The sequence below is a fragment of the Ochrovirga pacifica genome (assembly GCF_000220525.1).
Classification (GTDB): domain Bacteria; phylum Bacteroidota; class Bacteroidia; order Flavobacteriales; family Flavobacteriaceae; genus Ochrovirga; species Ochrovirga pacifica.
In genome coordinates this window covers 126,330-151,271 of record NZ_AFPK01000026.1, presented here as the reverse complement: position 1 = coordinate 151,271, position 24,942 = coordinate 126,330, and the positions used below count along the sequence as shown (strand labels likewise).

Here is a 24,942-nt window from a genome sequence, read left to right as displayed (position 1 = left end):
GCTTAACATCTTAGTTTATTTAGTGCGACTAAATCCCAAAGCAATTTGTTTTGGGATTTTTTTATGGAATTGATTTTTTGTTGGCAAATAGAATAATATATAACATGTCAATTTTTAATTGTAATTTTGCACACTACAAAAAACAGAATATGTTAGATAAGATAAAGATCGTAAAGCAACGTTTTGATGAAGTATCAGATTTAATAATCCAGCCAGATGTTATTATGGATCAAAAACGTTATGCCAAACTAAATAAAGAATTTAAAGATCTTAATAAAGTTGTAAAAAAAGGAACAGAGTACGAAAGCTTACTAGCCAATATAGAAGAAGCCAAAGAAATTATTGCCGATGGTTCTGATGCAGAAATGGTAGAGATGGCAAAAATGGAAATGGAAGAAGCCAACGAGAAATTACCTCAGTTAGAAGAGGAAATTAAATTTATGCTAATACCCAAAGATCCAGAAGATGCTAAAAACGTTATTGTAGAGATTCGTGCAGGTACAGGAGGGGATGAGGCAAGTATTTTTGCAGGAGATTTGTACAGAATGTATACCAAGTATGCTTCTACAAGAGGCTGGAAAACCGAAGTAGAAGACATAGCAGAAGGAACCTCTGGAGGATTTAAAGAAGTAATTTTTAGTGTAACAGGAGAAGATGTGTACGGAGATTTAAAATTTGAATCAGGAGTGCACCGTGTGCAAAGAGTACCGCAAACAGAAACCCAAGGTCGTGTACATACGTCTGCAGCAACGGTAATGGTATTGCCAGAAGCTGAAGAATTTGATGTAGAAATTAACAATGCAGATGTGCGTGTGGATTACTTTTGTTCTTCAGGGCCTGGAGGTCAGTCGGTAAACACTACGTATTCTGCAGTTCGTTTAACACACATTCCTACAGGAATTGTGGCTCAATGTCAGGATCAAAAATCTCAACATAAAAACAAAGACAAAGCCATGAAAGTATTGCGTTCTCGTATTTACGAAATGGAGTTGGCAAAAAAATTAGAGGCCGATGCTGCTCAGCGTAAAACAATGGTAAGTTCAGGAGATCGATCGGCAAAAATTAGAACCTACAATTACCCACAAGGTCGAGTTACCGAACACAGAATTGGTTTAACATTGTACGATTTAAGTAATATTGTTAATGGAGATATTCAAAAAATTATTGATGAGTTGAAGTTGACTGAAAATACAGAGAAATTAAAAGAATTAGGAGAAGCAAATATATAATTCTCACTTTTTGCTAAAAGACCAAAAGCTCTTAGGATTTTCTAAGAGCTTTTTTATACTCCTAAATAAACCCAAGCTTCTTTTCCTGATTCTAAGACGGTTTTTACCCTTCTATAAGCAGGTCCTTCGTAAAAATCACAAGCCTTTAACTCTTGGTCGGTAACTGTGTAGCAAATTCCATCTATCGGTTTGGTTGTTTTGTCAGAAGAGTCAACTAAAACAGGATATGTGGTTCCCTCCAATACAATTGTCTGTTTTTCATAACCTTGCAATCGATCTGGACTTCCAAATAATAATTTTCCAAATAAAGTGATTTGAATTTTAGGATCTTGTAAAGTACCGTAACTAAATAGTTGATGCATGGTTGATAACTTACTTTGCAATGACAACCATAAAGTTAATGATTTATTTAAATTTACCATGCATATAGAATACAATCAAAATGAATTTACAATTAACAAAGCCTTTGGTTTTTTTTGACCTAGAAACCACAGGAGTGAATATAGCTGTAGACAGAATCGTAGAAATTTCAATTTTAAAGGTATATCCAAACGGAAATAAAGAAAGCAAAACTTGGCTGGTAAATCCTACGGTTAAAATACCTAAAGAGTCTTCTGATATTCATGGTATTACAGATGAAAAAGTGAAAAATGAACCTACTTTTAAACAATTGTCCAAAGAAGTATATCAACTAATTAAAGGGTGCGATTTGGCAGGATTCAATTCCAATCGTTTTGATATTCCTCTTTTGGCTGAAGAAATGTTAAGAGCCGAGGTGGATTTTGATTTGGATGCAATTAAGTTTATCGATGTACAAACAATTTATCATAAAAAAGAACAACGTACGCTAAGTGCAGGATATCAGTTTTATTGTGGAAAAGGTTTAGAAGGAGCACATTCTGCCGAAGCAGATACGTTAGCAACGTACGAAATTTTGTTAGCTCAGATTGATAAGTACGACGATATTGGTACAAATGTTGCGGATTTAAGTGAGTTCTCTTCTCATAAAAAACGAGCAGATTTTGCTGGATTTATTCAGTTTAATGATAAAGAAGAAGAGATTTTTACGTTTGGAAAATATAAAAATAGAAAAGTCTTAGATGTATTGTCAGAAAATCCAGGATATTACAACTGGATTATCAATGCTGATTTTCCTTTGTATACCAAAAAAGTTTTGACCAACATTAGGTTAAAATCACTGAACAACAAATTGAAATAACATGTACGTACCCTATAATCAATTACCAGACAATGCTAGAGTCTGGATTTACCAATCCAATAGAAAGTTTACCCCAGAAGAAGAGCTGCAAATTTCTGAATTAACCACGTCTTTTGTAGAACAATGGACAAGGCATGGAGAAAATGTCAAAGGTAGTTTTGTAATTAAATACCATCAATTTTTAATTATAGCTGTAGACCAAGATTTTGTAGAAGTTTCAGGGTGTTCTATTGATGCATCTGTAAAGTTGGTACAACAAATTCAGAATTTATTTAAGTTAGATATGTTAAATAAATTGACCATTGCATACAAAACCAAAGACGATTTGCAAATTGTATCTATGGCTGACTTTACTCAAATGGCCAAAAATCAAACTATAGACAAACAAACTGTTGTGTTTAACAATATGGTCAACACCAAAAAAGGGATAGAAGAACAATGGGAGGTAGCTGCAAAAGACAGTTGGCACGCTCGTTTTTTTAATGCTTAAAATTCCTTTTTTATGAAGTACCTAATGGCTATATTTTTTTGGATGAGCGTTTGCGTTAACGCTTTTTCTCAACAATTTTTTTCTATCAACAATCCGCTAATAGCTAAAGATCGATTTGCACAAAAAATATGGGTAGATAGTATTATGGATGCTATGACTTTGGATGAGAAAATTGGGCAGTTGTTTATGGTGCAAGCATACTCTAATAAAGATGAAAAGCACGAGCAAGAAATTGTAGATTTGATAAAAAAGCATCACATAGGTGGTCTGATTTTTATGCAAGGAACCCCTACTAATCAAGTAAAACTTTACAATAAGTATCAAAATACAAGTAAGGTTCCGTTACTTGTAGGATTTGATGGAGAGTGGGGATTGTCTATGCGTATCAAGCCCGCTTTTGCTTATCCTTGGAATATGACTTTGGGGGCAGTGCAAGATAATAGTTTAATTTATCAGGTAGGAAAACAAATAGGATTGCACTGCAAGCAGGTGGGGATTCATGTCAATTTTGCTCCTGTAGTAGATATAAATACCAATCCGTTAAATCCCATTATAGGCAATCGTTCTTTTGGAGAAGACAGATACAATGTTACCCAAAAAGCAAAAGCTTTTGTAGAAGGTATGCAGAGTGTTGGAGTTTTGGCCAATGCAAAACACTTTCCAGGTCATGGAGACACTGCTATAGATTCGCACAAAACATTACCAGTTCTCAATTTTTCCAAACAAAGGTTAGATTCGCTTGAATTGTATCCGTATAAACAATTGGTGAATTCTGATCTTGCAAGTGTTATGGTTGGGCATTTGTTAGTGCCTAGTCTAAAGGTAAAAGAAAACAGACCTTCTTCTATTTCTAAAGAAGTAATTACAGATTTGTTGCAAAAAGAAATTGGTTTTGGTGGTCTGGTTTTTACAGATGCTTTAAACATGCACGGAGTAGCTGCTTATGCTGCTGCAGATTTAATTTCCTTAGAAGCTTTTAAAGCAGGTAATGATGTGCTTTTGTTTCCTATGGATGTGAAAAATGGTATTGCAAACATTAAAAAAGCTATTGAGCAAGGTGAAATAACAGAGCAAAGATTAAATCATTCTGTAAAAAAAATAGTACAAGCAAAATATTTAGCCAAGCTTCACCAAACCAAAATAATTGCAACCAAAGGGATTGAAAAGAATATCCATACCGTTCAAGATGATTTATTATACAAAAAAGTAGCTGAAAACGCGATTACCTTGGTAAAAAACCAACAAGATTTTTTGCCTATACAAAGATTAGATACAGTAAAAATTGCTTCTGTCAGTTTGGGGGATGCTAGTTCTGATACATTTGTAAAAACTTTACATAAATATAAGGATGTACAACAGATAAAAGAGTTGGACAGTTCTAATTATAAGGAAAAGCTGGCTGCTTTTAACACCGTTGTTATCGGATTTCATAAATCTGATGAGCATCCGTGGAAGTCGTATAAAATGACACCACAAGAAATAGAATTGATTAAAACAATAGCGGCGTACAAAAAAGTAATCCTTGCGGTGTTTGCAAGTCCGTATGCCCTGTTACAATTGCAAAAAATAGAGGGAATTGATCATGTTATTGTGGGTTATCAAAACCATGCTGTTTTTCAGTCTGTGGCAGCACAACAAATTTTTGGAGCTTTGCCATTTTTAGGAAAATTACCTGTTTCAGTTTTTAAAAAATACAAAGCAGGTCATGGGATTGTTAGGGGCAAGTTAAAAAGATTAAAATATGGTATTCCAGAAGAAGTGGGTATGGATCGTCAAAAGTTATCTAAAATAGACTCTGTAGCAGAGCTGGTCATAAAAAAAAAGATGGCACCTGGCTTACAGGTTTTAGTGGCAAGAAAAGGAACCGTAATTTTTGAAAAAGCTTACGGTTTTTTTACCTATAAAAAGCAACAAAAAGTAAGTCTTAATTCTTTGTACGATTTGGCTTCCTTGACAAAGATTTTAGGAGCTATGCCCTTATTTTTAAAAGGATTTGATGAAGGAGTATATACCTTAGATCAACGATTAGGAACATTGTTACCAGAGGTGGAAAATTCTAACATAGACAGTTTATTGGTTATAGATATGCTAGCACATCAATCAGGGTTACAGGCTTGGATTCCTTTTTACTTAAAAACTTTAGATAGCATTACACACAAGCCAAATAAGCAATGGTATGCACAAAAAAAAAGTAAAGATTACAGTGTTCAAGTGGCAGAAGATTTATTTTTAAAAAAAGCCTATGTAGATAGTGTTTACACGCAAATAAAAAATGCTTCTTTACGAGAAGAAAGAGATTATAAGTACACAGATTTGACTTTTATTCTTGCTAAAAAAGTATTTGAAAACCACTACAAAGCTCCAATGGAAAGTTTGTTGAAAGAGTTTTTTACTCAACATTTGGGGACAAATAGATTAACCTACAATCCTTTGAATTACTTTCTAAAAGACAGTATTGTCCCTTCTGAGGAAGATGATTACTATCGAAATCAGACTCTTCAAGGGCATGTGCACGATATGGCAGCGGCTATGTTAGGTGGGGTTAGTGGAAACGCTGGCTTATTTGGAAATGCAAATGATGTTGCCAAAATGATGCAACTGTACTTAAACAATGGATTTTACGGAGGCAAACAGTTTTTTAGATCTAATACTTTTAAGGTGTTTAATCAAGTTTACTTTAAGACAAAAGACAATAGACGAGCATTGATTTTAGACAAGCCTTCTTTAGATGGGGTTGTAGAGAATACATGCAATTGTACTTCGAAAAAAAGTTTTGGACATAGTGGTTTTACAGGAACTTTTACCTGGGCAGATCCAGAATCTGAATTGATTTACGTGTTTTTGTCTAACAGAACGTATCCTACTATGAAAAATAACGATTTGGGAAAATATAATATCAGAACCAACATACAACAACTGATACAAGAGGCTATAGTAGAGTAGATTAAAATAAAGAACCCCAAGTAAAAAAACTTGAGGTTCTGTATTATTTAGTATTGGTAAGATTGTTGTTACACTCCCAGACCATCGTATTTTAAGCGTTTTTCAATGGCTTGAATAATGCTTCCTGCAATATCTTTTCCGGTAGCTGTTTCAATCCCTTCTAAGCCAGGAGAAGAGTTTACTTCTAGTAAAAGAGGACCTTTGTTAGATCGAATAAGATCAACTCCGGCTACTGGCAGATTTAATATTTTGGCAGATTTTAAAGCTAATTTCTTTTCTTCGGGCGTAATTTTTACAATTGATGCACTTCCTCCTTGGTGTATGTTAGCTCTAAATTCTCCTTTGGCAGCTGTTCTTTCTATGGCGGCTACCACCTTTCCATCAACTACAAAACAACGCAAGTCTTTACCGTTGGCCTCTTTTATAAATTCTTGAACTAAAATATTGGCATTTAGACTTTTAAAAGCATTGATTACCGATTCTGCAGCTTTGCTAGTTTCAGCCAAAACAACCCCTTTTCCTTGGGTACTTTCTAAAAGTTTAATGATTAAAGGAGCTCCGCCTACCATATTGATCAAATCCTTAGTGTCTAAGGGTGATTTTGCAAAACCAGTAGTTGGAATGTGAATGTCATTTTTTGAAAACAACTGAGAAGAATACAGTTTGTCTCTAGAAGAACTAATAGATTCTGCATCGTTTAAACAAAAAACATTCAACGATTTAAACATTCTAAGTAAAGCACAACCATAAAAGGTCATGCTAGTTTTAATTCTAGGTATTACAGCATCAAAATCATTAATTACGTTTCCTCCTCTGTATCTTATTTCGGGGGTTACAGTGTCTAATTTCATGTAACATTGCTGTACATTTAAAAACACCATTTCGTGGCCTCTTGCACGTCCAGCTTCCATCAAACGTTTGTTAGAGTACAGTTCTGGGTTGCTGGCTAAGACAGCTATTTTTAACCCTGATTTTTTCATCACAAAAGTTTCGTACTGTTTGTCAATTTCTTCTTCAGAAATGTCGCCTAACAAATACTCTTCGGTAGGGTTTACCAGTATTCTGTTTTCCATGGCTTGCCTTCCTAGTAGCATTTTAAACTCCATGGTATCTCTATCGGCAAGAGTCAATTCAATTTCCCAAGTCTCTCCATTCATGGTTACAGGAGAGGAAATAACATATCTTTTTTCTGGAATGCCAGATGAGCTTTTTACAATTCTTGTTCCTATAATTTTAGATTCACATTCTATAGAAATACTTCTGTTTTCTGTTAACGGTTGTACGTGAAAACGTACCCAACTTTCTTTATTTTTTTTAAAGGTAGTGATGTCTGTTGCTTGTATAGATGAGGTTTTTGCACCCGAGTCTACTCTAGCTCTAATAGAAGGAATTCCCAAGTCTTCAAAATGGCACCATTCTTTATTTCCTACGATTTTTAAATCAGTCATTATTGTAATCTTTTTATCTAAGTAAGGATATTTTTTTTGAACCGCAATGTTATAAAAATATTAATTTTAAAAAGGATGAATTTTCTTTGTTTTAAATGCTTTTTTAATTGTATGTAATTCTTATATTTGCCCATGTAAAAACAATGTATGAATACTATCAAATTACATCATCATCACATCCAGTACTGCGCTTAAGCGAGTTGGAAGGATTATGTTGTAATGCAAAACATATATTTCAAACCCGTTTGAGCTGTCTCGAACGGGTTTTTTATTTTAAAATTTCATCAAACTAAACAAAATGAGCACACTTAAAATTGCCATTCAAAAATCTGGAAGATTGAACGAAGATTCTTTAAAATTATTAAAAGAATGTGGAATTGCCATCGATCATCGTAATGCACAATTGAAAGCTACGGCAAGAAATTTTCCTTTAGAAGTTTTTTACTTAAGAAATGGAGACATTCCTCAATATTTAGAAGATGGAGTGGTAGATATTGCAATCTTAGGAGAAAACACGTTGATTGAAAAAGGAGAAAATTTACCTATAGTAGAGCGTTTGGGTTTTTCTAAATGTAAAGTTTCATTAGCAGTGCCTAAAAATGTAGAATATACAGGAATCGCATATTTTGAAGGAAAACGTATAGCTACTTCTTACACCAATACATTAGCTAAATACTTAAACGATAAAGGAATTAATGCTTCTTTTCATAAAATTGCAGGTTCGGTTGAGATTGCTCCAAATATTGGCTTGGCTGATGGAATTTGTGATATCGTGAGTTCCGGAGGAACGTTGTTTGCTAATGGTTTAAAAGAAGCAGAAGTCATGTTTTGGTCAGAAGCTGTTTTAACATCATCGCCTAAATTATCAGAAGACAAACAGGCTTTGTTAGCCAAATTACAGTTCAGAATTCAATCTATCTTAAAAGGACGTGCCAACCGATACGTATTGTTAAACGCTCCAAATGATAAGGTTGATGACATTATCAAAGTAATTCCAGGAATGAAATCACCAACGGTATTACCTTTGGCTCAAGAAGGATGGAGTTCTATCCATACGGTGATTCCTAAAGATAAATTCTGGGACATTTTGGATGAATTGAAAGCGTTAGGAGCAGAGGGAATCCTAACAACAGAAATAGAAAAGATGGTTTTATAATTTAGTATCAAGTAGCAGGTAACAAGTATCAAGACATAATGAATGATACCTGATACCCGATACTAGATACCCGATACTAAAAACAAATGAAAACATATATAAATCCTGAAAAAAACACTTGGGAAACCATAACTCAACGCCCAGCAAAAGAAGCCAATTCTTTAGTAGCTACGGTAAAAAGTGTTTTTGATGAAGTAAAAGAAAATGGAGATGTTGCGTTAAAACAATACACTCAAAAATTTGATGGCGTTTCTTTGTCTGATTTCAAGGTTTCGGAGCAAGAAATTCAACAAGCCGTTTCTTTAGTAGATGAAGATTTGAAGCAAGCCATTGTACTGGCTAAAAAAAATGTAGAGAAATTTCACGCTTCTCAAAAAATAGAAAAAAAGGTCATTAACACCATGCAAGGGGTTGCTTGTTGGCAAGAAATGAAACCTATAGAAAGAGTTGGTTTGTATATTCCTGGTGGATCGGCACCTTTATTTTCTACCATTTTAATGTTAGGTGTACCCGCTAAAATTGCGGGTTGTTCCAAAATTGTACTGTGTACACCTCCTGCTAAAGATGGAAGTGTACATCCTGCCATCCTGTTTGCTGCACAATTGGTAGGGGTTACAGAAATTTACAAGCTTGGCGGAATTCAAGCCATTGCTGCTATGACTCATGGAACAGAAACGGTACCTAATGTATACAAATTATTCGGGCCAGGGAATCAGTATGTAACAGCAGCCAAGCAATACGCACTTAGCCAAGGATTGGCCATTGACATGCCAGCAGGACCTAGCGAGGTGATGGTGGTTGCAGATAAACATGCAACAGCCAGTTTTGTGGTAGCAGATTTGTTATCGCAGGCAGAACACGGAGCTGATAGCCAAGTAATTTTGGTGACAGAGTCTCAGCAACTGATAGATGGGGTCCAAGTTGAGTTAAAAAAACAATTGGATGAGCTGCCAAGAAAAGAAATCGCTTTAGGAGCAATAGAAAATTCAAGTGCCATTTTATTGAACACTATAGAAGCTCAAATCCAACTCATCAACCAATATGCACCAGAACATTTAATTTTGAATGTATTGGATGAAGAAATTTATTTGCAACAAATCATCAATGCGGGTTCTGTGTTTATTGGGCCGTTAACTCCAGAAAGTGCAGGAGATTATGCTTCAGGAACCAATCATACGCTGCCAACCAACGGATATGCTCGTATGTACAGTGGGGTGAATTTGGATGCATTTACTAAAAAAATTACGTATCAAAAGATAACAGAAGAAGGGATTATTAAAATAGGACCCGCAATTGAATTGATGGCAGCAGCAGAAGGTTTAGATGCACATAAAAATGCAGTTACCTTACGATTGGAAAGTTTAAAAAATAGTCTTTAGCGAATTCCTAATAGCTTAAAGAAAAAACATAAATAATGGCAAGCAAACTACAAGTTTATCTAGAAAAGCATCAAAAAAGTTTTGGCTTTGTCGGTGCTCTAATGGGAATTGTTATGTTTGTGTCGCTTGTAGAGGTGATGATTGCCAATTTTAAAGGAGAAAGTGCAATCGTTATACAGCCAACAGCAACAGCTATCAATGGTTTGGTTTGGACATTGTACTCCTATGGTCGAAAAGACTATTTTTTATTAATTCCCAATGTGTTGGCTTTTGTGCTAGGAATCATGACCACTATAGCTGCATTTGTTAATTAGTATCTAGCAATAAGTAGCGAGCATCTAAACGTAAAAATATAGATGCGTGATACCAAAGACTTGATACATGATACTCGAAAAAAAAATGAGTTTTGATTTAAATAAATTGATTAGAGAAAATGTTGCTCAAATGAAGGCTTACTCATCTGCTAGAGATGAGTTTACAGGAGCTACTGATGATATGGTTTTCTTGGATGCGAATGAAAACCCGTTTGAAAATGGGGTGAATCGTTATCCAGACCCGATGCAAAAAACGGTAAAGTCTGAGTTGTCAAAAATCAAAAGTATTGCCCAAGAAAACATTTTGTTAGGGAATGGTTCTGATGAAGTGATTGATTTGGTTTTTAGAGCTTTTTGCGAACCTAAACAAGACAATGTTATTACGTTGCCTCCTTCATACGGAATGTATGATGTATCGGCAAATTTGAACAATATCAGTATTAAAGAAGTACCTTTAAAAGAGAATTTTCAACCTAATGTTGCTAAAATATTAGAAACGGTTGATGCCAATACGAAAGTAATCTTCTTGTGTTCACCAAACAACCCATCAGGAAACTTGTTTGATTATGCCAACGTCAAAGCCATTGTAGAGGGTTTTAATGGTTTGGTGGTGGTAGATGAAGCGTATATAGATTTTGCATCGGAACCTAGTTGGATTCGTAGATTGGAAAAATATCCGAATTTGATGGTGAGCCAGACCTTGTCCAAAGCATATGGAATGGCAGGAATCCGTTTGGGAGTGTGTTATGCATCCAAAGAAATTATAGCGGTACTTAATAAAATAAAACCTCCGTACAACGTAAACGAATTAACGCAACAAAAAGCTTTAGAACGCTTGTTGGCTTATGAGGATGTGCAAGAAGAAATTGAAGCTATTTTGGTAGAACGAGACAATTTAGAAATTGCATTAAAAGAGGTTGCTTTTGTAGAAAAAATTTATCCTAGTGATGCCAATTTTTTATTGGTAAAAGTAGATGATGCTACCAAAAGATACAACCAACTGATAGAAAAAGGAATTGTGGTGCGTAACAGAACTACGCAGTTACATTGTGAAAACACCTTGCGTTTTACGGTAGGAACCATTAAAGAAAATGTGGCCTTAATGAAGGCGTTAAAAGAACTAGAAAAATAAAATAGAAGTTAAGAAGTCAGGAGTTAAGAAGTCTAGATACTAACTACCTGATACTAGATACCAAGGAAATGAAAAAAGTTTTATTTATAGACAGAGACGGTACGCTATGTATTGAACCGCCTGTGGATTATCAATTAGATAGTTTAGAAAAATTAGAGTTTTACCCAAAAGTTTTCCGTTACCTAGCAAGAATTGCCGAGGAATTGGATTACGAATTGGTGATGGTGACCAATCAAGATGGATTGGGAACAGATTCTTTTCCAGAAGATACATTTTGGCCTGCTCAAAACAAAGTAATTCAGGCTTTTAAGAATGAAGGAGTAGAGTTTGCTGCTGTACATATTGATAAAACTTTTCCGCATGAAAATGCCGATACTCGTAAACCAAGAACAGGTTTGTTAACGCAGTATTTTGATAAAGAAAAATACGATTTGGCAAATTCTTTTGTGTTAGGAGATAGAATTACCGACATGGAATTGGCTAAAAACTTGGGAGCAAAAGGAATTTTTTTATCAGAAGATCCAAAATTGGGGGCTGATGAAATAGAAACTGATGTAAAAGCCATTCACGAATGTATTGCCTTAACTTCTACAGATTGGAAAGAAATTTATGAGTTTTTAAAACTGGAAGATAGAGTTTCTGAAATCACAAGAAATACCAACGAAACTAAAATTTACATCAAACTAAATTTAGACGGTTCTGGTAAAAATGATATTGATACTGGCGTAAAATTTTTTGACCATATGTTAGACCAAATAGGTCGTCATGGTGCTATGGATTTAACCGTAAAAGTAGATGGAGATTTGGAGGTAGATGAACATCATACCATAGAAGATACCATGATTGCTTTGGGAGAGTTGTTTCACAAAGCCTTAGGAAATAAATTAGGAATAGAACGTTACGGATTCTGTTTGCCAATGGACGATTGTTTGGCTCAAGCAGCTGTTGATTTTGGGGGAAGACCATGGATTGAGTGGGATGCAGAATTTAACAGAGAAATGATTGGAGACATGCCTACCGAAATGTTTTTCCACTTATTTAAATCATTTACCGATGGAGCTAAGTGTAATTTAAATATTAAAGCAGAAGGAAAAAATGAGCATCACAAAATAGAAGGAATTTTTAAAGCTTTTGCTAAAGCAATGAAAATGGCAGTAAAACGTGATGCTAATAAAATGTTTTTACCAAGTACAAAAGGGGTGTTATAAAACAGTAGTTAAGAATTTAAGAAGTTAAGAAATACCTTAACTCCTCATTTCCTTAACTCCTTAACTACTAAAATAAATATGAAAATAGTAATTATAAACTACGGAGCAGGAAACATACAATCTATCCGATTTGCCATTGAGCGATTGGGATACGAGGCTGTTTTAAGCAACGATGTTGAAGAAATAAAAAGTGCAGACAAAGTTATTTTTCCCGGAGTAGGAGAAGCAAGTTCTGCCATGAAAATGTTAAAAGCTACCGGATTAGATGCTGTAATTCCGACCTTAACACAACCCGTTTTAGGAATTTGTTTGGGAATGCAATTAATGTGTAACTATTCTGAAGAAGGAGATACCAAAGGTTTAGGTATTTTTAATGTAGATGTAAAACGTTTTGAAAACATTGTAAAAGTTCCTCAAATAGGATGGAATCAAATTAAAGGATTGGGTTCTAAAGTTTTTAACGATGTAAAAGAAGGTGCTTATATGTATTTGGTACACAGTTACTATGCACCTATTACTAAAGAAACCATTGCAACTACGGAATATGGAGTACAATATTCCACAGCATTACAAAAGGACAATTTTTACGGATTACAATTTCATCCAGAAAAAAGTAGTACAGACGGAGCGAAGATTTTGAACAACTTCTTAAATATGTAATAGCGGATATTAGATATAAGATATTAGAAGTTTTAATTTTTAACTTCGTATATCTTATATTCGAATGCTATGAAAAAAGAATTGAAATCAAGAACAAAGAAGTTTGCTATTGATTGTTGGAAATTATGTAAAGAAGTTCCAAAAACAAGAGAATTTAATGCTTTTGTAAATCAATTGATAAGAAGCTCTAGTTCTGTAGGAGCAAATTATAGAGCAGCACAAAGAGCTAAATCTACTGCAGATTTTATAAATAAACTTAAGATTGTAGAAGAGGAGGTAGATGAAAGTATTTATTGGTTAGAAATCTTAGAGGAGGTTTCTGATGTTAATGAATCAGAATTAAAAAGATTGATAAAAGAAGGAAAGGAGTTATTGGCCATTACTGTTGCATCAATAAATACAGCAAAGAGAAACAGAAATTCATAACTTCAAATATTTAACTTTTAAAATTTAATATTAGCGAATGCGTATTATACCAGCCATAGATATTATTAACGGACAATGTGTTCGTTTGTCTAAAGGAGATTACAATACTAAAAAAGTATATAATGAAAATCCTTTAGAAATTGCCAAGCAGTTTGAAGCTCACGGAATAGAACATTTACATTTGGTAGATTTAGATGGAGCCAAAGCAAGCCATATTGTAAATCATAAAGTGTTAGAAGCAATTGCTACTAAAACAACGTTAAAAATTGATTTTGGAGGTGGTTTAAAAACCGATGAAGATTTAAAAATTGCTTTTGAATCTGGTGCTAATCAAATTACAGGAGGAAGTATTGCTGTTAAAAATTCGGATGTTTTTAAAAGTTGGATTGAAAAATTTGGAGCAGATAAAATTATTTTAGGAGCCGATGCAAATAACGAAAAAATTGCAGTAAGCGGTTGGTTAGAAGAATCTGATGAAGATTTAATTCCTTTTATTCAAGGATATCAAAAAGAAGGAATTGAATATGTAATTTGTACAGACATTGCCAAAGACGGAATGTTACAAGGTCCTTCTTTTGATTTGTATGAGAAAATTTTAAAAGAATGTCCTAAGGTAAAACTCATTGCAAGTGGAGGAATTTCTACTTTTGATGAATTACCAAGATTAAAAGAATTAGGATGCGAAGGAACCATTGTTGGAAAAGCAATTTATGAGAATAAAATTAGCTTGAAGCAGTTGGAGAATTATATAGTAAATTTTAAATAGTAGATATTAGAACTTCAAACTTTTAATATTTAATATTTTATATCTAAAATTTAAAATCGTGTTAGCAAAAAGAATAGTTCCTTGTTTGGATATTAAAAACGGAAGAACCGTAAAAGGTGTTAATTTTGTGGATTTACGTGATGCAGGTGATCCTGTAGAATTGGCAAAAAAATACGCAGAAACGGGAGCAGATGAATTGGTGTTTTTAGATATTTCTGCAACCGAAGAACGCAGAAGAACTTTGGTGAATTTAGTGCGCGATGTTGCAGCACAAGTAAACATTCCGTTTACGGTAGGAGGTGGAATATCATCTGTAGAAGATGTAGATATTCTTTTGCAAAACGGAGCCGATAAAGTTTCTATCAATTCATCGGCAGTAAAAAGACCAGAATTGGTAAATGAGTTGGCTCAAAAGTTTGGGAGTCAATGTGTGGTCGTAGCTATTGATGCCAAACAAATAGACGGAGATTGGGTGGTTCACTTAGTAGGTGGTAAAGTTCCCACGGACTTAAACTTATTTGATTGGGCAAAAGAAGTAGAACAACGAGGTGCAGGAGAAATTTTGTTTACGTCTATGAATAACGACGGAACTAAAGACGGATTTGCAAATGAAGCTTTGGCTCGTTTGTCAGAAGAGTTAAATATTCCAATCATTGCAAGTGGAGGAGCAGGAAATGTGCAACATTTTATAGATACGTTTAAATACGGAAAGTCTGATGCAGCTTTGGCAGCAAGTGTTTTTCATTTTCAAGAAATTGAAATTCCAGATTTGAAGCAAGAATTAAAAAAGGAAGGAATTCCTGTTAGAGTATAGATATATACAATAGTAGAAGTTAGATATAAGAGAGTAAAAGGTTCTAATATTTAATATTCTAAAATCTAATATTAGAGAATGGAAAATAGAATTACCGTTTTTGTGCCCACCTATAATAGAGCACATTTATTGGATGCTTTGTTTACATCTTTTGCCAAACAAGAATATAAAAATTTTACTGTTTTGATAATTGATGATGGCTCTTTAGATAACACTAAAGAAGTTGTGAAACAGTGGCGAGATAAAAAAATATTTGATATCCAGTACGTTTATCAAGAAAATGGTGGGAAACATGCTGCATATAACAGAGCTATAGAAGAAGCAAAAACAGAATTGTTTGTAGAAATGGATTCTGATGATTTAATGCTTCCTCATGCTTTGCAAACAATTATACATTATTGGGATACAAAAGCTAATAAAGATGAAATTGGAAATCTTCAATTTTTATGTCAGTATAAAGATGGTAGGCTGATAGGGACAAAGTTTGTAAAAGAAGTCTCTAATAATTATCAAATTCGTAAAGTAGATAGGGTTAAAGGAGATAAAATAACGGTATATCATACTCCGAAATTAAAAGAATTTTCATTTCCAACTGATATTAAGGGTGAGTTTGTAATTATGTCAATTTTACATAATAGGGTTTCATCAAAATACAAAGTTCTGTGTGTAAATGAAATAATTGCAATTAAAGATTATTTAGAAGGTGGAATTACAAGTACTTTAAAAAAGAAGATAAAACCAAGACACCAATCCTTTGCAGTGTTAAATAATGAGTATAATTATTTTAACCTGACTTTGGACAAACGCTTTTTTTACAATAGCAAATATGTTAAAAACGCTTTGTTAGCTAAAAAGAGTGTTTCTGAAATATGGAAGAATGCCATCAATAGAAAACCTATATTTGTGCTTTCTTTTTTACATGGCTACATTACCTATTGGATTAAGAAAATAAAAAATAAAAACATGTAATAGTAGAATTTAAGTATTGATACAATTGATATTATAATTCTTAAATCGAATATCGAAAGATGGAAATTAAATTTGATGAAAACGGATTGGCACCCGCCATTATACAAGATGCAGAAACTAAAAATGTATTGATGTTAGGATACATGAATCAAGAAGCATTTGATAAAACATTGGAAATTAATAAAGTAACTTTTTTTAGCAGGTCTAAACAACGTTTGTGGACAAAAGGCGAAGAAAGTGGAAATTTTTTAGAGTTGGTGTCTATTAAAAACGACTGTGACAAAGATACGTTGTTAATTCAAGTAAAGCCTAAAGGACCTACTTGCCACAAAGGGGACGATACTTGTTGGGCTGGGGTAAACCATGAGAGTTTTGGTTTTCTTACCACTTTAGAAAATACCATTGCAGAGCGTGTGGCAAACAAAGATGTAGCCAACTCATACGTAGCCAAATTGTTTGCCAAAGGAATCAACAAGGTGGCACAAAAAGTAGGAGAAGAGGCAGTAGAAACTGTCATTGAAGCTATGGACAATAACGATGAGTTGTTTTTGTACGAAGCGGGAGATTTGTTGTTTCACTATTTAATGCTGCTACAAGCCAAAGGTTTTACACTAAAAGATATTACTGCCGAATTAAGAAAACGTCAGAAATAGGATCAAGTAATTAGTACAAAGTAGTTTATATTGAGTACAGAGTATTCATAAAGTGTAACTTTAAAAACTTTATACCAGTTACTGTGTACTTAATACTAGTTACCAAAAATGAAAGATACATTCAAACATCAAGGACTTAGAAACCAATTGGCCGTAGTTCTAAAAAACAAAGGTGTTACAGATCAACAGGTTTTGGAGGCTATTAAAGAAATCCCTAGGCATTTGTATATGGATGCTAGTTTTCAAGATTTTGCTTATCAAGATGTTGCCTTTCCTATTGCTGCAGAGCAAACCATTTCGCAACCCTATACTGTTGGTTTTCAATCGCAATTGCTAGAAGTTAAAAAAGGAGAGAAAGTATTAGAAATAGGAACTGGTTCGGGCTATCAAACCAGTGTATTGGTACATTTAGGAGCACTTGTCTATACTGTAGAACGTCAACAAGAATTGTACAAAAAAACAAGTAAGTTATTGCCTGTTTTGGGTTACAAACCTAAATACGCATGTTTTGGGGATGGATACAAAGGCTTGCCAGATTTTGCACCTTTTGATAAAATTATTGTTACTTGTGGAGCTCCTGAAATTCCAAGGGCTTTACTTGCACAGTTAAAAGTAGGTGGACGAATGGTAATTCCTGTAGGAAATGCACAACAAATGATGACTTTGGTTACTCGAAAATCATTGAAAGAGTTTGATAAGCAAACCATAGAAGAATGTGCTTTTGTTCCAATGCTAAAGGATAAGAATCTAAAAAAATATTAAAAGAAAACCCCAGAGAAACAAAATAGGTTGTCTGGGGTTTTATCAATACGCTGAGATGTATTTTTCTTCTTAATTATATACTTCTTCCTCTAAAATTACAATGCCCGAGTGAGTTATTGCTGCATTTACACCATCATTAATAACTAAAGTTCCAGAACCTGTAGTTTTATCTCCATCCAAATCATAAGAGATTTCTTGGTCAATAATGGATCCATCTTCTTGTTCTTGTGAAACTAATTTTACAAAAGTAACATCAAATGTTGTTTCGGTAGAATTGTCTACATAGTCTTTGGTGGCGTATTTGTTAAGTGTGGTATTGGTTTGGTATTCTATCACAAAGGCTTCTTGTTGATAGATGTTTAATTTGATAGGACGATTGTTGTTAAACCCAGAAACGCTGTAAATAGGGCTTGTGTTTAAATTGGGATCTCCATCAAAAAGAGAGTTTTCTTCGCAAGCAAATAAAAGCATTGCTGCAAATAGCAAACTAAGGGTTTTGTATATTTTTTTCATGACTGGTCTTGTTATAACCTCCTTTGTTTTGTGTTTCAAAAGGAGGTTGTTGATTTTACAATTATCTAGGTTCTAGTTTGATGAATGATATTTCATCAATAAACATTTTTTTAGCACCTGGAGAAATTCCTGCATTGGCACCTGTTTGTATTCTAATTTGCATATTTTGGTTGCTTGGCATGGCTTCGGTAATGTTTAAAGGGATTGCTACTTCGTGGAACTTTCCATCCATAGGCACATTTTCTATATTAATGGTAATTAAGCCCAAACTATGTCTGTTAAAGTTTACAACAAAGGCTTTTATATCGCTATCTCTACGAATTTGCATAGCGTATTTGTACAATCCTACAGGGATTCCGCTAGGAGCTGCAAAAGAACTGGTGTACAAGAATGGAGTTCCGTTAGGCAAACCTGAAGCATCGGTTTCAAATTTTAAACTTGCTGTACCTACAGCAGCAGCTTCGGTAGAACGCTCGTAGTAATACCCTGTGCTATGGTCGTTATTATTGTTCCAAATATTATATCCTATAGAAAAAGCATGATTAGGGTTGCTATTACCATCTTCAAAACTGTAGTTTCCAGAAAGTATATTAGAGTCAAAATGATTTTTAACCAATTTAGGTGCATCAAAATCAGCGAGTTTTCTATCGTCTGAAGAGTAGATTTCTCCACCTTGATAATTCACTGTAATTTTATCAGAATTGTAAATTGGCTCAGACAAACTCAGTTCTATAAATGTTTCGTTGGTATCGCTTACTTTGGCTAAAGAAACAGGAATATTTTGATCGTATCCATCATTGGTTACATGCACCGTAAAGAAACTTTCCTGACCTGTAAATGGTTTTACAACACCCGTAACTTGAAAACGTAAGGTTTCATTTCTATCTTCGTTAATGGTTCCGTTAATAACAAAAGGTTGAGTAGATTGAATGACCTCTACTTTTAAAGGAATGGTGGCAGTAGCTTCGGCTGTAGGCAACACACGATCTATGTTTACTCTATTTGCAGTTATGGTTCCAGCATGATACGTTCCTAGTTTAAAATATTTCATGGTTACCGATTTTACATTAGAAGTTGTAGGACTAGCATCGGCAGAAGCCCATCTTCTAGAATTGGGTCTTCCTTCTTCAGATACATCTTCGTAAATTAAACCGTCTGCGGCTTCTATAGTTACCGTAGGCCAAGTGCTTTCGTCTGTAAGAGAAATTTCTTCGCTAGGAATACTAAAATCAGCTCCTGCAGCAGCACTGTTTGCAGTAACAGTTCCATCAGCATTATAGTTAATCAATGTAACCACACCAGTACCATTATTTTTTTTAATTGCAAAAGCAGGCTTTATATGTCCGTATACATCAAACACAAAAGTGGTGTCTACAACCCATACATCGTCTACTTGTTTGGCTTTGTAAGTACCCAAACTTGTTTTTAATGAAACAGGTTTTTTGTACGTGTTGAATAAACGAACTTTGTTTAGACCGCTATTCCTAAAAAATACATGCGCTTTGATGTCATCCGTAATGGTGTCATTGTTTTTTATAAAAAGGGGCAAAGAATCTTTGCTAGTAAATTTTTCTCTTAAAAAGTGATTCCCTTTTTCTATAATCCAGCGATGTTCTTGATATCCTTGTGATAAATCAATAAAAGAAATGTGGGTGTCTATATTGATAGAAAAAGCATCACTAACAGGCTTGTTTTCATCTGTATTGGTTGTTTTGGCTTGATCGTATCCTATAATCCAAGAGGTATCAGCAATATCTCCTGGAGCTTCGTAATCTATATAATCTTTACCACAACTTGCCAAAAGGAACAAGTTGCATAAAAGAATTTTGATGAGTTTATTTTTCATACTATTTAGTTTTTTGACAATACTGGTTTAGTCAATATTGTTATTGTTATTCTTTTCTGTTGATGGAATTGGGTAATATCCGTGCAATTCTTCATTGTAATTTTGGAAAGGCAAATCGTATTCGTAATTAAAATTGGCAACAATTCCCGAAGCATCTGCTTGAGTTTTGGCCATAGAAGCTGCGTTGGTTTTGGTGATGTTTTGTCCGTTTTCGTTGACATAAGTAAAGTCACCCGCAAAATATTCTGCATTAGACAATTCCTCTAAACGGTCTTTAAATCCGTAGTTTTCCGAAACTTTCCAACGTTGAAAATCAATCCAACGAATTGCATGCCCTTCAGCCCCTAATTCTAAAGGTTTTTCGGTACGCATTAAATGCGACATCAAACTTGTTTGATCGTACACAATACCGTCGTAAGTACTTCCGTTAAAAATGTTAGAAGGATCTCCGTTAGGAGCAACTCCCAGTAGAATCAATCCCCAACGGTCTCTTATTTGGTTAATCAATTCCAAGCCACCTGCTACATCTCCTGTTTTTATCTTACATTCAGCTAAGTTTAAGATTACCTCGGCCAAACGGATTACAGTTACGTTTTTGGTTGAATACTGTGCTCCAAACTCTAAGTCGGATTCGTTTTTGAGAATATCGTGATTGGTATATTTTTTCCACCAAGCCAAGCCTCCCCACTTAGCTCCTTGAAACACAGGAGCACTGGCAAAGTGTGTAGAATCTTGATAATAAATGGTTTCAATATCGTCAATAATAGCCATCATTTGAGAACATCGAAGTGGGACGGCTCTTAATCTTGTTTTTTCTTCACCGTTTCGATTTGTATAAGTGTGGTAATTTCTGGCATCTAAAGGGTCTTTGTCTTCAAATTTGTAGGCATGTGCAATCCAAGCAGGACTTTGTGCTGTCATGTCGTTATTACCACGCGTTAAAAAGTTAAGGTTGTTGGTTCCTGTTTGTCCCGACCACACATTAAAATTTAAATCGATATTATCTTTGGTAAAATTGATTTCTAAAATAGATTCGCTATTAAACTCTCCTTCTAGCGTAAACATTTTTTTAACAGCATCTCCTTTTAACAATTCGTAACCATGATTGTCTATAACATCTTGATAATAAGTTGCTGCTTTGGTATAATCAAACTCGTTTAAGTAAATATTTCCTAAAATGGCACCCGCTGCTCCCGAAGTTACTTTAGAACCATCACCATCTGGATAAGCTCCTTTTTTATATAAGTTTGTATATGCGTACTCTAGATCTTTTTTAATAAAAGCGATTACATCTTCGGCAGAAGACAAAGGCCATTCGTATTCTTCTGGATTTGAAGGAATAAAATCGCGAATAATGATACTTCCTTTGTTAAAAGTGGTGTATAAGTAATAATGAAATAAACCTCTAAAAAAGCGTGCCTGAGCCATTTGAGAAGTCCAGTTTTCTTTATTACTTTCTGTAACAGTTCCTTCAATTCTATTTAAAGCCTCAATTACTTGATTGGCTCTAAAAATTCCCAAATAATTATCTTGCCACTTTTCGTTAATGTTGTCTGTAGTTTCAGTGTACGTATGGATGTAAAAAGTGCTAGGTGAAGCCTGTAGCGGTCTTGTTAAAGAAGGAAATCCCATGTCTGAACGCAACATTTCTTCGTTAATATTTAAAATATCTGGATCGTACCATGTTTTGTACACAGAGTGTAGTCCTGTTTGTGTTTCGGATAGATTTCTCCAGAAAATATCGGTAGAGATTTCATTAGGATTGGTTTGTTCTAAGAAATCGTGTTTAAAGTCGTCGCTACACGAGGTTATGAACCCTAATGATAGAGAGATGACTGCAAATTTTATAATGCTATTTTTCATAATGTTCTCGTATTAAAAATTAAAGTTAACCCCTGCTAAATATTGTACAGTAATGGGGCCTGTTCCTTTATCTAACCCTCTTGCTGCAATTCCTCCTCCAATTTCTGGATTGTAACCAGAGTATTTGGTAAAGGTTAGTGGGTTTTGAGAGGTTAAGTAAAAGCGTAGTTTATCAATTCCTAACTTTTTTGTAACTTCTTTAGGCAAGCTGTACCCTAAAGTAATTTGTCTTAATCGTAAATAAGACCCGTCTTCTAGCCACAAATCGCTATAACCTATATAATTTCTATGATTGCTAATATCATCTCTGTATGCAGGAACTTTGGTTACAGGATTGGCATCTGACCATTGATAAATTAAATCCTTGTGCCTACCGTAACCATAAGCCCAAGCATTAAAACCATTCATAATTTCTTGACCAATAGCTGCGTACCAGTTCATAGAAAAATCGAAGTTTTTATAGGTGGCATTTACGTTGTAACCAATTTCGTATTTTGGCAAACCGCTACCGCTATACACACGATCGTTATCGTCTAATTGTCCATCATTATTCTGATCAATAAAACGGACGTCTCCCATTTTTGCATTGGAATCTATTTGTTGGTATTCGGCTAATTTTTCTTCGGTATCTATAATTCCGTTGGTTCTCCATAAAAAGAAAGAACTAGCTTCTCTACCTACTTGATGTGCTGTAACTCTAGATTGATTTTGAGCTCTACTTACCAAGCCATTATCGTTGGTAAACAAAAAGTCATTTTCTCCGTTAATCTTGGTGATTTCATTTTGGTTGGTTGCAAAAGTTCCTGTCATTTGAAACCATAATTTTCCAATTCTATGTCTAAACTTACCAGCTAGTTCAAACCCTTTATTGGTCATGTTACCTACATTGTAAAAGATGGTTGCATTATTTCCCCCTCCGGTAGAGGTAGGTAAAAAGATTGGGAAAATCATGTCTCTTTTATCCGTATTGTAGTATTCAGCGCTTAACGTGAATTTATTTCTTAGAAAAGCCAAATCAACTCCTAAGTTGGTTTGTACAGTTGTTTCCCATTTTAAATTGGGGTTTACATAAGAAGTCTGAATTGCACCCTGACGTAATACTTCGCTACCACTAGCATCCAAACCAACATAATTGATGTTTTGTGTAATGGTAGATGCGGTAGAGTATGCTCTTACACGATCGTTACCCACAGTACCATGCGAAATTCTGAATTTAAAATTGTTGATTTTATCTTTAAAATTGCTCCAAAAGTTTTCATCAGAAATGTTCCAAGCAAATGCAACAGATGGAAATACTCCAAAGTTGTTTTCATATAAAAACTTAGAAGTTCTATCAAAACGAATACTAGAGCTTAGGTTGTACTTTCCTTTGTAATTGTATTGCAAACGCCCAATCTGGCTTAAACGAGTGTCTACATAATCAAAACCAGATCCTACGGTTGCTTCACCGTTGGCACCGCTTAGCACATCTAAATCAGGATTGATGTTTTCTGTTCTTCTTGCAAAAAACTGTTCAAAAGAAGACTGTTCAGCAGTAAAAAACAACCCCAAATCAATTTTATGATTGTTAAATTCTTTTTTAAAGTTTCCTCCAAATTCTCCGTAATAGCTTACACGGTTATTGCTTTGGTCTTCTATGTAACTGTTGTTAGGTTGGGTTAACACATTTCCTGTACTAGAGTTGATTACCTCTTGGTAAGGAACATTAATTTTTCTTCTACCTGCAACGTAAACCACACCTCCATTAGCTCTAAGGCTGATGTTTTTATGCAAATCATAATTGATGGATACCGATGCATTGGTTCTTAAACTTTTTGTATAATCTTTGGTGTTTAAGCTTTCAATAATCCAAGTCAAACGGTTGGCTTGATCACCATCATCTAACAATGCATCTGTTTCTTCAACATTAAGACCGTTTTGGTTAGGGCTATACACAATGGCTTGTGAAAGCAAAAAAGATCGTGGAATTTCTCTTTTGTCATAAGACAACCCTAAACTGGTTTGTACGTTTAACTTTCCTTTGGTATAGGTAGTGTTAGATCTGGTATTAAACCTTTGGTAGCTTGAGTTTAACTGCATCCCTTCTTGATCGAACAACCCTAAAGTAACGTTGTATTTAATTTCTTTTTTTCCTCCAGATACACTAGCATTGTAATTGTGAACAAGAGCTTCATCATTAAAAATAATATCGTTTAAGTCTGTGTTGTTTTGTAACAAGTAAGGATTACGCAGGGTAGGAGAGTTGTAGTCTTCATCTAATGCACCTGTGTTGTTTCTAGAAGTTACAATTTCCCTGTACAATTGCTCTGAAGAGTTTAACAAAGGTATTGCAGGTCTTCTTACTTGTACAGCTGTACTACCGTTTACTCGTACTTTTACAGTTCCTTCTTCTCCTTGTTTGGTAGTAATAATAATTACCCCAGCAGCACCTCTAGCTCCGTAGACTGCTGTAGATGCAGCATCTTTTAAAATGTCTAAAGAAGCAATTTCACTTGGTGGAATTCTTGGATCACCATCTTGTATAATTCCGTCTACCACATACAAAGGAGTGTTGTCTCCGTTAAGTGAGGTAATACCACGAATCAAAATTTCAGATTCACCTCCTGGAGTAGAAGAAGAAATAACGTTTACTCCAGAAACCTGCCCTTGTATAGCGGTTCCTAAATCAGAGGTGTTAATTTTTTCAATGGCTTCTGCTTCAACTCTAGCAACAGCTCCTGTTAACTCTTTCTTTTTTACAGAACCATATCCTATCAAGACCACATCATCTAAGGCTTCTACATCACTTTTTAATACAATGTTTATGGTTTTGTTATCTTTAACAGTTATGGATTGATCTTGAAAACCTAGGTACGTAAATTTTAAGATGTCTCCCTTTTTTGCGTTGATGGAATATTGTCCATCAAAGTCAGTAGTAGTAACTACTTTAGTTCCTAATTTGTAAACAGTGGCTCCAATAAGCGGTTCGCCATTTTCGTCTTTAATACTTCCTACTACCATATTGCTTTTTTGTGCGTAGGATGAAAAACTGACTAATGAGAAAATCATTACAAGCATCATGTACCTGTTAATGAGTTTTAGTTTAGAAAATAAATAATTTATCATATTTAGTTAGTTGTAAATTAATGGATCTTACTCAGTAGAGAATAAGT

Annotated in this window: 22 protein-coding genes; 16 read left to right on the top strand and 6 right to left on the bottom strand. The window is 34.5% G+C overall.

Features of this window, described 5'->3' with window-relative positions; all coding sequences use genetic code 11:
* Positions 1–149: 149 nt before the first annotated feature.
* Positions 150–1,229 carry a peptide chain release factor 1 gene (gene prfA, locus FS85_RS0104190; RefSeq protein ID WP_010134806.1) on the top strand — a complete coding sequence of 360 codons (1,080 nt, stop codon included), beginning with the start codon at positions 150–152 and terminating at the stop codon, positions 1,227–1,229.
* A gap of 53 nt (positions 1,230–1,282) precedes the next feature.
* Here the strand turns inward: prfA and FS85_RS0104185 are convergent, their stop codons facing one another.
* Entirely contained in the window at positions 1,283–1,591 is a 309-nt protein-coding gene (locus FS85_RS0104185; RefSeq protein WP_010134805.1) for a gamma-glutamylcyclotransferase family protein, read from the bottom strand.
* Positions 1,592–1,671: 80 nt separating this feature from the next.
* On the opposite strand from FS85_RS0104185, the gene FS85_RS0104180 reads away from it, so the two are divergent.
* Genes FS85_RS0104180 through FS85_RS0104170 form a run of 3 tightly spaced genes read left to right on the top strand, consistent with a single transcriptional unit; the run spans position 1,672 to position 5,881 of the window.
* The gene (locus FS85_RS0104180; protein ID WP_010134804.1) at positions 1,672–2,448 is read left to right on the top strand and encodes a 3'-5' exonuclease; all 777 of its coding nucleotides are present in this window, start codon (positions 1,672–1,674) and stop codon (positions 2,446–2,448) included.
* A 1-nt stretch (position 2,449) separates the two neighbouring features.
* Positions 2,450–2,938, top strand: coding sequence for a hypothetical protein (locus FS85_RS0104175; RefSeq protein ID WP_010134803.1), 489 nt, complete (start codon positions 2,450–2,452; stop codon positions 2,936–2,938).
* 12 nt (positions 2,939–2,950) lie between these two features.
* On the top strand, positions 2,951–5,881 hold the full coding sequence (locus FS85_RS0104170; RefSeq protein WP_010134802.1) for a glycoside hydrolase family 3 N-terminal domain-containing protein: 2,931 nt from the start codon (positions 2,951–2,953) through the stop codon (positions 5,879–5,881).
* A gap of 68 nt (positions 5,882–5,949) precedes the next feature.
* On the opposite strand, the gene rimK is transcribed toward FS85_RS0104170, so the two are convergent.
* Entirely contained in the window at positions 5,950–7,329 is a 1,380-nt protein-coding gene (gene rimK, locus FS85_RS0104165) for a 30S ribosomal protein S6--L-glutamate ligase (protein WP_010134801.1), read from the bottom strand.
* 298 nt (positions 7,330–7,627) lie between these two features.
* Between rimK and hisG the strand changes: the two genes are divergently transcribed.
* From hisG to FS85_RS0104105, 12 genes are all read left to right on the top strand, one after another.
* The gene (hisG, locus tag FS85_RS0104160) at positions 7,628–8,485 is read left to right on the top strand and encodes an ATP phosphoribosyltransferase (protein ID WP_010134799.1); all 858 of its coding nucleotides are present in this window, start codon (positions 7,628–7,630) and stop codon (positions 8,483–8,485) included.
* 86 nt (positions 8,486–8,571) lie between these two features.
* Positions 8,572–9,864, top strand: a complete 1,293-nt coding sequence (hisD, locus tag FS85_RS0104155; protein WP_010134798.1) for a histidinol dehydrogenase — start codon at positions 8,572–8,574, stop codon at positions 9,862–9,864.
* A gap of 35 nt (positions 9,865–9,899) precedes the next feature.
* Complete coding sequence (locus FS85_RS15085) at positions 9,900–10,178, top strand: SemiSWEET family transporter (RefSeq protein ID WP_010134797.1); 279 nt, start codon at positions 9,900–9,902, stop codon at positions 10,176–10,178.
* An 85-nt stretch (positions 10,179–10,263) separates the two neighbouring features.
* The gene (gene hisC / locus FS85_RS0104145) at positions 10,264–11,310 is read left to right on the top strand and encodes a histidinol-phosphate transaminase (RefSeq protein WP_010134796.1); all 1,047 of its coding nucleotides are present in this window, start codon (positions 10,264–10,266) and stop codon (positions 11,308–11,310) included.
* 68 nt (positions 11,311–11,378) lie between these two features.
* The gene (hisB, locus tag FS85_RS0104140) at positions 11,379–12,518 is read left to right on the top strand and encodes a bifunctional histidinol-phosphatase/imidazoleglycerol-phosphate dehydratase HisB (RefSeq protein ID WP_010134795.1); all 1,140 of its coding nucleotides are present in this window, start codon (positions 11,379–11,381) and stop codon (positions 12,516–12,518) included.
* Between the two features lie 78 nt (positions 12,519–12,596).
* Positions 12,597–13,178 (top strand): imidazole glycerol phosphate synthase subunit HisH, encoded by a 582-nt coding sequence (hisH, locus tag FS85_RS0104135; protein WP_010134794.1) that lies wholly within the window; start codon positions 12,597–12,599, stop codon positions 13,176–13,178.
* A gap of 69 nt (positions 13,179–13,247) precedes the next feature.
* A complete protein-coding gene (locus tag FS85_RS0104130) occupies positions 13,248–13,604 on the top strand; it encodes a four helix bundle protein (RefSeq protein WP_010134793.1) in 357 nt (118 codons plus the stop codon).
* A 37-nt stretch (positions 13,605–13,641) separates the two neighbouring features.
* Positions 13,642–14,370 carry a 1-(5-phosphoribosyl)-5-[(5-phosphoribosylamino)methylideneamino]imidazole-4-carboxamide isomerase gene (gene hisA / locus FS85_RS0104125; protein WP_010134792.1) on the top strand — a complete coding sequence of 243 codons (729 nt, stop codon included), beginning with the start codon at positions 13,642–13,644 and terminating at the stop codon, positions 14,368–14,370.
* Positions 14,371–14,428: 58 nt separating this feature from the next.
* On the top strand, positions 14,429–15,184 hold the full coding sequence (gene hisF, locus FS85_RS0104120) for an imidazole glycerol phosphate synthase subunit HisF (protein WP_010134791.1): 756 nt from the start codon (positions 14,429–14,431) through the stop codon (positions 15,182–15,184).
* Between the two features lie 78 nt (positions 15,185–15,262).
* Positions 15,263–16,153: a glycosyltransferase family A protein gene (locus FS85_RS15080; RefSeq protein WP_010134789.1), complete on the top strand. Its 891-nt coding sequence runs from the start codon at positions 15,263–15,265 to the stop codon at positions 16,151–16,153.
* Between the two features lie 59 nt (positions 16,154–16,212).
* On the top strand, positions 16,213–16,806 hold the full coding sequence (gene hisIE, locus FS85_RS0104110) for a bifunctional phosphoribosyl-AMP cyclohydrolase/phosphoribosyl-ATP diphosphatase HisIE (protein WP_010134788.1): 594 nt from the start codon (positions 16,213–16,215) through the stop codon (positions 16,804–16,806).
* 108 nt (positions 16,807–16,914) lie between these two features.
* Positions 16,915–17,568, top strand: a complete 654-nt coding sequence (locus tag FS85_RS0104105) for a protein-L-isoaspartate(D-aspartate) O-methyltransferase (RefSeq protein ID WP_010134787.1) — start codon at positions 16,915–16,917, stop codon at positions 17,566–17,568.
* A gap of 69 nt (positions 17,569–17,637) precedes the next feature.
* Here the strand turns inward: FS85_RS0104105 and FS85_RS0104100 are convergent, their stop codons facing one another.
* The 4 genes from FS85_RS0104100 to FS85_RS0104085 form a co-directional block, all read right to left on the bottom strand.
* Positions 17,638–18,081, bottom strand: coding sequence for a hypothetical protein (locus FS85_RS0104100; RefSeq protein ID WP_010134786.1), 444 nt, complete (start codon positions 18,079–18,081; stop codon positions 17,638–17,640).
* A gap of 61 nt (positions 18,082–18,142) precedes the next feature.
* Complete coding sequence (locus FS85_RS0104095) at positions 18,143–19,927, bottom strand: SwmB domain-containing protein (RefSeq protein WP_010134785.1); 1,785 nt, start codon at positions 19,925–19,927, stop codon at positions 18,143–18,145.
* A gap of 27 nt (positions 19,928–19,954) precedes the next feature.
* Positions 19,955–21,790 (bottom strand): RagB/SusD family nutrient uptake outer membrane protein, encoded by a 1,836-nt coding sequence (locus FS85_RS0104090; RefSeq protein WP_010134784.1) that lies wholly within the window; start codon positions 21,788–21,790, stop codon positions 19,955–19,957.
* 12 nt (positions 21,791–21,802) lie between these two features.
* Positions 21,803–24,895: a SusC/RagA family TonB-linked outer membrane protein gene (locus FS85_RS0104085; protein ID WP_139062143.1), complete on the bottom strand. Its 3,093-nt coding sequence runs from the start codon at positions 24,893–24,895 to the stop codon at positions 21,803–21,805.
* Positions 24,896–24,942 lie beyond the last annotated feature (47 nt).